We start from the raw sequence: 6,550 nt of genomic DNA, 5'->3' as shown, positions 1-6,550 counted from the left end.
AGCGCATGGCCTACGGCTATCGGGACAGCGACTTCTTTTTCATGAAAATCAAAGCCGCCTTCCCCGGTAATCCGTGAAGAACCTTTTTATTCAGGGGCTTCGTGAGCATCACCGCGGACAGCCAGGGCGGCATGGTCGACATCCACGACCGCCGGCCGGTGGTGTTCTCTCCTGCCCTCGCCCGGGAATGGCTCAGCCCCGCCACGCCGAAGGAGCTTGCCGAAGCGATGATCCTGCAGCAGGGTGAGCCGTCCGAGGTGTTCGAGTGGTACCGGGTGGATGTGGCCGTGGGCAACGTGCGGAACGACTACCCCAACCTGGTCGAACCGGCTTGACTCACCAGGCAACAAAAAGCCCGCGATCTGCGGGCTTTGTTGTATTTGGGCGTCTATCCGCCTGCGCATGCTGAAGCCCCGCGAGCTGTACCGCACCCAGGGCTTCCCGGACAGCTACATCATCGACCGGGGGCATGATGGTCGGCGGTTCAGCCCGTCGGAGCAGGTGCATATGTGCGGGAACAGTTTCAGCCCGGGAGCTATGGCGGCGATCGCGCGAGCCACTGATCCATGGAAAGCGCGCCAGCGGCAGGCAATCGCAGCCTGGCCCACCCTGCCCGGCCGCCATTCTTGCCCGATGCGCGGCCGGCGGGTGTTAGGCGAAGCGTAACAAGTCGGTCTCGGGCACCACGTAAAGACTTCATAAACCGAGCCAAGAGTTTCGCCCAGGGCTTGTGCCGATGGTGGCTGTCTAGCCTCCGGCGCCCATTCCGCCACCACTACCACCGGTCAATGACTCCTCGTAGTGCTCTTTCAACGCATCAGCAGCAACAAGTGCTTTGCACTGCAACTCCCAGTAGTCCACCCGGACATCTTCGTCGCTGAGGTCTGGCTCGGAATCAATGAAGTCCACGATCGCTCGGAAAGCGATTTCCGCTTCGCGCGAAAGTCGCCCAGCCTTCTGCCAGTAGGTTTCCGCCATGCTCTGATCCTCCCGCAATAGGGACAAGAGAGTTAGGCACGGTAGAGTGCGGTGCGCCACTCTCCCCGGCCTCGCTGGTTGGAGAGTTAGTCGATTGCCCTATTCCGAGCACATCCTAGAATGCTCTTCAGCCCATCGGTGCAGCACATCCTCCGGGATGCAGTGGGGCGCTTCTACGCGCGCCTTCCACTTCTCCGCGAAGGAGACGGCCGATGCTTGATTGTTGAACGACACTGCCATCCCACAGGCTTCCACTTGCCATACGTCTCGTCCCTGGTCGGTGAGCCGCTGAACCGCTATGTCCATGGACATTCTCCCAGGAGAAAGGCCAATCAGCCTTATGAGCCCCGCTAAACAGCGGGCAAAAAAAAGCCAACCGTTCAGGTTGGCTTGATTCACTCAGTATGGGCACCCACGGTGCATCTGGCACCGCAGATACGACTAAAGTCTGAGCTCGCAACGTGATTCTTTCACGACGGGGAATCTGGACGGAATCGAAGGGCTGCTCAGAATTTTGTTTATTTATCCAGAATTCGCCATGCACTTCGACATCCGCCGCCTCCGCTTCAAGGGCAAGTCCATCGAAGACCGAAAGCTCCGCAACGTCCAGCCCATTCGCGGTGACCTGTACATCCGCATGGCTAACAACTCACCGATGGATAGGCCTTCCCTGATCGCCGAAACCCTGAAGACCACCGGGGACACGAAGACGCTACCGCCCCTGTACGACGTGCAGATACACGGCATGGCCACCCTCGGCATGGTGATCACCGGAATAGAAATCATCGACGGGGTGGCCTATGCGCAGTCGTGGCATTGCAGGGTGGAATAGGGTCTAGATCGGTTCGCCACCAAACAGGCGCTCTCGAGTCACCTTCATGGCTTCTCGATAGAAGCGATGGTCCTGCGCTCTGTGCAATAGCACTCGCCGGATTTCATGGTTATCACCAAGACCAAAAACGCTCAGTGACCAAGAAAAACTCCGCGAATCCTCGTCTTGCTCAAGGTAATAGGTGAAGTCATCGGTCGAGTGACTGTTCCCACGAGTGCCCAGGACGATTCTCAGCGACATAATTTCACCTCAAAGTGCCCAGAAAACATCGAGGTCACTAATCTTCGGAAACTCGTCTGGGCGGGCTTCGCGGCGGCGCTCCAGCCACGCCCTTGTCTGTTTCACGTCGAAACGGCGCCCCTTGTTGGTCGCCAGCAGAGTCCCGGAGATACCTAGTTCGCCACACTCCACGCAGTTGAAGTGCAGGCCATCAAAGCCTCAGCGGTGCCGTGGCGGGATTGGTCAGTCGTTCTTGATCTGGCAGACACCGTTCGCCTTCCCGGGGCCGGTGTAGGAAACGTCGGGCGAGCCATCGGGATTGATGCTCAGTGAGATCGTCACGTCGCTGCCCTTGGCCTCGAAGTAGTTGTCGTTGAACTTCTTCAGTTTGCCCTCCTTCCCGTTGATGTAGATCGGGCCGCCCTGGTCGGCATGAACCTCGATGTTTCCCGGGCAAGTTGCATTCAACAGCGGTATCCCTGCGTTCACCGCGCCAGACGCAGCGAGCAACGCAACTGCCAGCAGTGCCTTCTTCATTTCCTTGATCTCCTGAAACCGGCGAATGCCGAAATTCCAGCAAAGACCAGCTCAACCTGTAGCGCCATTACGGCGAAGGAAGGAATCCCCTATGCCTGAAGAAAACAAATGATCGCGGCTACTGCTGGAAGCTGGAGAGTGCCGGGCGTTACGAGGAGGCGGACGTGCTTGCCCGTCTCGGCTACTACAACAGCGGCTGCTCGAACATCGCTGTGCCACTCAGTCTGGTCGAGAAATTGACTTGCGAGATGGAGTACGACACCAGTGAGTTCGGCATCCGCCTGCCCAACAACGCCACCACCTGGAAGCAGTCGATCGCAGCAATCATCAGGCCGCCCCAGTACAAGCCCGACCCGGAGTACCGCGGCGCGCGGCGGCAGAAGACAGCCACCTGAACCTGTCACTCCTTCCCCGGAAACCTATTAGCCGATTTCGGAAACTCTTTTCCGCTTATCTGGCGAGGGAATTGCTGACGCCAAACTACTTCCCTAAGGGCGACTGGTGCATTGATCCCCTCTTCATCCCCAGCCGGACATACACGCATAGCCATATCCAGAGGAGTACAAAGGCTCCTTTCGCTGTAGCCAGGAGCGCAGCGCGATCCAAGGCAAGAATGCCTTCGGCGAATCTAAGGAAGGAGTGGCCATCAGGCAGGAAGGGTGACCCAATCTGCCACACCAACAAGACAGCCCACCCAATGCTGACCAGCAGCAGAGCCATCCCTAGCGAGCTTTCAACAAACACCAGCTGAGCCTTGTTCATCGCGCAGTCCTTTGCTGTGAGCTTCGGAACAGCTTAGTCCCGAAATCAGAAGCCACCCATGACTCGACCTATCTTCTGTCGCCACACCGGCAAGCCCATGCCCTGTGGCTGCCTGAACTGCATCCCCGCTCCACCCAAGTCCTGGTCCATCCCTTCCCTCCCCACCAGCTGCCGGCGAGATTCGGCGGAGAGGTAATGCCATGTCCGCGGCAGAGAAACTCGATCTCCACATCTCCCCGGGCGCCTGGTTCCGCCAGGAACTGCTCTTCCACACCTTCGGCATCTCCACCGAGGCGGCGCGCAAGTACCGCAGCGGAGGCCTCTGGCTGGAGGGGAGACCATCCGGAAGCAGGACATCACGATGATCTTCTTCGACTGCTGGTCGGGCATGTCGCTTTCGGAGTTGATTGCGCTGGGCTGGGATGATGTGGATCTGGAGGCAGGGACGGCCAAGGCGGTCAATGCAATGCCATCACTCATTCGCTGTACCCACTCCCTATCCGGAAACTACACATCGCTAGCCACTCAAGGAATCGATTGACCAGGCCTCAGATCTTTTAACATAACAATCGTTGCGTTAATTGTTTCGCGTTGCTAGTCTCCGACTCACCCGAGAGCAAACCTCCGAGGAGACAGCACCGTGAACGACTCTCTGCGCAAGGCGTTTCTGGAAGACGGGGCGGTCCTGATCAAGGGCCTGTTGAATGCGGATCAGTTGGCAAGGTGCCGCGAGGCCTTCGATTGGTCCGTGGCGAACCACGGCCCTCACGCTACCCGGATGTTCAACGGAACCGAGCAGCAATCCCACGTCGACAACGCCAACCCATTAGCCAAGGAACGCCTGGAAGAGCTGGTAGCTTCCCTGCCATTGGGCCAGCTGTTCGCGGACATCTGGGGATCGGAGAATGTCTGGTACTTCGCCGAGGAGGTATTCCTCAAGGCCGGCGGCCATGGCTCGCGCACCCTCTGGCACCAGGACACCTCCTACCTCCCCTGGGCCGGTAACCACTGGGGCAATGCCTGGATCAGCTTCGAGTCCGTTCCCCGGAAGAATGCGCTGGAGATCGTTCGTGGCTCCCATCGCGGACCGCGTTACGACGGCACCACCTTCCGCGATCCCAATGACCCGACCCAACCCCTGCATGGCGGCGACCTGCCCCGCCTCCCGGATGTCGAGGCCGAGCGCCGACTGAACCCCGACGCCTACGAGATCCTCTCCTGGGCCACCGAGCCAGGTGACGTACTGCTCATCCACCCAGGTTCGTTGCACGGCGGCGCACCCGTCGATGCGGACTTCCCGGATCGCCACACCTTCGTCTTCCGCTTCTTCGGCGACGACGCCACCTTCCACCCGCTGCCGGAGCACAGCGATTCGGGCTATCCGAAGCAAGGCGTCCTGTTTACCGAGCAGTTGTCGACCCTGAACGCCGGCGAACCCTTCCGCCACCCGACCTTCCGCCAACTCGTTTGAGAGGAGCACCGCCGATGAGTCCCCAGAACCTCAAGCGACAGTCCATCAATCCGCCACCGACCCAGGTGTTCTACGACAACTTCCACTTCTCCCAGGCTACCCGCGTGGGCGACATGATCTGGGTCTCCGGGCAGGTGGGCATCGACGGTGCCATGAAGCCCGGCGAGGGCGTCGAGGAGCAGGCGCAGCTGGCCTTCCAGGCCCTGAAGTCTGTCCTCGAAGCAGCCGGCGCCAGCCTGGCCGATGTGGTGGAGCTGATGACCTTTCACACCGAGATGCAGACCGACATGCCGACCTTCGCCAAGGTCAAGGACCAGTACTTCCCCGACCGCTATCCCTCCTGGACCGCTATCGGCATTTCGCAGCTCGCACTTCCCGAACTGCGAGTGGAGATCCGCGCCGTAGCTGTCGCCGGCTGCGGCGACGCCTGAATCCAGGAACCTACTTCCACAACAAGCACAAGGACCACCTATGGCTACGCTGACCGTGAGTTACCCACTGAGCGCCGGCGCCACCTTCGACCGGGACTACTACCTGTCCACCCACGTGCCACTGGTACAGGCCGCCTGGGCCGAGTTCGGCCTGCAATCGGCGGAGGTCCTGTTTCCCGCTGCGGGCCCCCAGCCCCTGGCCGGCCTGGTGCTCCTGCGTTTTGCCGACCAGGCCGGAGTCGATGCCGCCCTGGCCTCTCCCAGGACGCGCGAAGTCATCGGCGATGTGCTGAATTTCACCAACATTTCACCGGTCATCTTCCGCGCCGACGACTGATGGGCCTTCTGATCGGGAGGACGGAAATGCCCCGTTCCGGAGCCGGCCCATCGTGGGTGCTTTATTCCAACAATTTCCCTATGCTGGGCCGCACCCCGGAGAGCTGCTGCCAGCGGCCCCCCTTTCCAACTGACCTGACGATGTTCCCGAGTCCTCATGCCTGACGCCAAGAACCGCCCGCAATCCACAACCCAGCACGCGAGCGAAACCGAGTCCGAGCCCGTTGCACGCAGGGGGCGTCCCGTCGGTGACCACAATGCCAAACGTGCCGAGCTGCTGGCGGCGGCGATCGCGGTAATCGCCCAGGAGGGCTACGCCGGTGCATCGATGCGCCGGGTAGCGCAGCATGCCGGATGCACGACCGGCGCCGTGACCTACTACTTCGCCAACAAGGAGGAAATGGTCGGCGCTGTCGCGCAAAACCTGTTCGACCGGGTCGACGCACTGCTGGAAACCAATCGCGAACAGTTCGACATCAAGTCGCTCATCCAGCAGTGGCTGGAATGGATCAGCTCCGACGAGCCGGACAATTGGCTGGCCTGGCTGCAACTGCTCACCCACGCCCGCCACGAGCCCGCGTTCGGCGGGGTCATCAAGCAGCGCTATGCACGCTTCCGCCAGGTGTTCACGTCGGTGCTGGAAGAAGGACAGCAACAGGGCAAGATTCGCGACGATATCCCCGCCGAGCTGCTGGCCGACCAGCTCAGCGCCATCAGCGATGGCTGGCTGATGATGCTGCCGGTCGAGCCCGAGCGTTTCAGCGCGGAGCGCGGGCAGGCCCTGATCGATGCGCTGATCATCCTGATTTCCCCGCCCAAGGCCACCAAGCGCCCGTCCAGGGCCAAGGCCGCAGCACAGTAATCCGCCCCCCCCAACAGGCCCGGCACCAGGCCTGTCTTCCCCCCTCACCCCGCCTCTCATTCTTCTTCCATGCGCGTCACAAGCGAGTGCTTCGTGCTGGCAAGTCGGAGCTTCCGTGGGAG

10 protein-coding genes and 2 pseudogenes are annotated in these 6,550 nt (G+C 60.8%); 10 read left to right on the top strand and 2 right to left on the bottom strand.

What is annotated here, in order from left to right:
* Positions 1 to 95 precede the first annotated feature (95 nt).
* Both MnOB_RS04300 and MnOB_RS29500 read left to right on the top strand, forming a co-directional pair.
* Positions 96 to 335: pseudogene (locus MnOB_RS04300) on the top strand (SOS response-associated peptidase family protein); the annotation flags it as partial.
* Entirely contained in the window at positions 280 to 666 is a 387-nt protein-coding gene (locus tag MnOB_RS29500; protein ID WP_107504025.1) for a DNA cytosine methyltransferase, read from the top strand. The pseudogene MnOB_RS04300 and the gene MnOB_RS29500, both read left to right, overlap by 56 nt.
* Positions 667 to 747: 81 nt before the next feature.
* On the opposite strand, the gene MnOB_RS04290 is transcribed toward MnOB_RS29500, so the two are convergent.
* The gene (locus MnOB_RS04290; protein WP_077522370.1) at positions 748 to 978 is read right to left on the bottom strand and encodes a hypothetical protein; all 231 of its coding nucleotides are present in this window, start codon (positions 976 to 978) and stop codon (positions 748 to 750) included.
* A gap of 538 nt (positions 979 to 1,516) precedes the next feature.
* Between MnOB_RS04290 and MnOB_RS04280 the strand changes: the two genes are divergently transcribed.
* Positions 1,517 to 1,810: a hypothetical protein gene (locus MnOB_RS04280; protein WP_077522366.1), complete on the top strand. Its 294-nt coding sequence runs from the start codon at positions 1,517 to 1,519 to the stop codon at positions 1,808 to 1,810.
* A 462-nt stretch (positions 1,811 to 2,272) separates the two neighbouring features.
* On the opposite strand, the gene MnOB_RS04275 is transcribed toward MnOB_RS04280, so the two are convergent.
* Positions 2,273 to 2,566 (bottom strand): hypothetical protein, encoded by a 294-nt coding sequence (locus MnOB_RS04275; protein ID WP_077522364.1) that lies wholly within the window; start codon positions 2,564 to 2,566, stop codon positions 2,273 to 2,275.
* Positions 2,567 to 2,730: 164 nt separating this feature from the next.
* On the opposite strand from MnOB_RS04275, the gene MnOB_RS04270 reads away from it, so the two are divergent.
* The 7 genes and pseudogenes from MnOB_RS04270 (at position 2,731) to MnOB_RS04240 (ending at position 6,428) form a co-directional block, all read left to right on the top strand.
* Entirely contained in the window at positions 2,731 to 2,961 is a 231-nt protein-coding gene (locus tag MnOB_RS04270; protein WP_199824463.1) for a hypothetical protein, read from the top strand.
* 567 nt (positions 2,962 to 3,528) lie between these two features.
* Positions 3,529 to 3,666: pseudogene (locus MnOB_RS28985) on the top strand (DNA-binding protein); the annotation flags it as partial.
* Between the two features lie 23 nt (positions 3,667 to 3,689).
* The gene (locus MnOB_RS29140) at positions 3,690 to 3,869 is read left to right on the top strand and encodes a hypothetical protein (protein ID WP_077522358.1); all 180 of its coding nucleotides are present in this window, start codon (positions 3,690 to 3,692) and stop codon (positions 3,867 to 3,869) included.
* A gap of 99 nt (positions 3,870 to 3,968) precedes the next feature.
* Positions 3,969 to 4,799, top strand: coding sequence for a phytanoyl-CoA dioxygenase family protein (locus MnOB_RS04255; protein ID WP_077522356.1), 831 nt, complete (start codon positions 3,969 to 3,971; stop codon positions 4,797 to 4,799).
* A 14-nt stretch (positions 4,800 to 4,813) separates the two neighbouring features.
* Positions 4,814 to 5,230, top strand: a complete 417-nt coding sequence (locus MnOB_RS04250) for a RidA family protein (protein ID WP_077522354.1) — start codon at positions 4,814 to 4,816, stop codon at positions 5,228 to 5,230.
* Positions 5,231 to 5,270: 40 nt separating this feature from the next.
* Positions 5,271 to 5,567, top strand: a complete 297-nt coding sequence (locus MnOB_RS04245) for an EthD family reductase (RefSeq protein ID WP_077522352.1) — start codon at positions 5,271 to 5,273, stop codon at positions 5,565 to 5,567.
* A 156-nt stretch (positions 5,568 to 5,723) separates the two neighbouring features.
* On the top strand, positions 5,724 to 6,428 hold the full coding sequence (locus MnOB_RS04240; protein WP_077522350.1) for a TetR/AcrR family transcriptional regulator: 705 nt from the start codon (positions 5,724 to 5,726) through the stop codon (positions 6,426 to 6,428).
* The last annotated feature ends 122 nt before the right edge of the window (positions 6,429 to 6,550 follow it).

This window comes from Metapseudomonas resinovorans (genome assembly GCF_002003485.1).
In the GTDB taxonomy this organism is placed as follows: Bacteria; Pseudomonadota; Gammaproteobacteria; order Pseudomonadales; family Pseudomonadaceae; genus Metapseudomonas; species Metapseudomonas resinovorans_D.
Note: the sequence above shows the minus strand (reverse complement) of the source record. Positions and strands in the feature narration are given on the sequence as shown.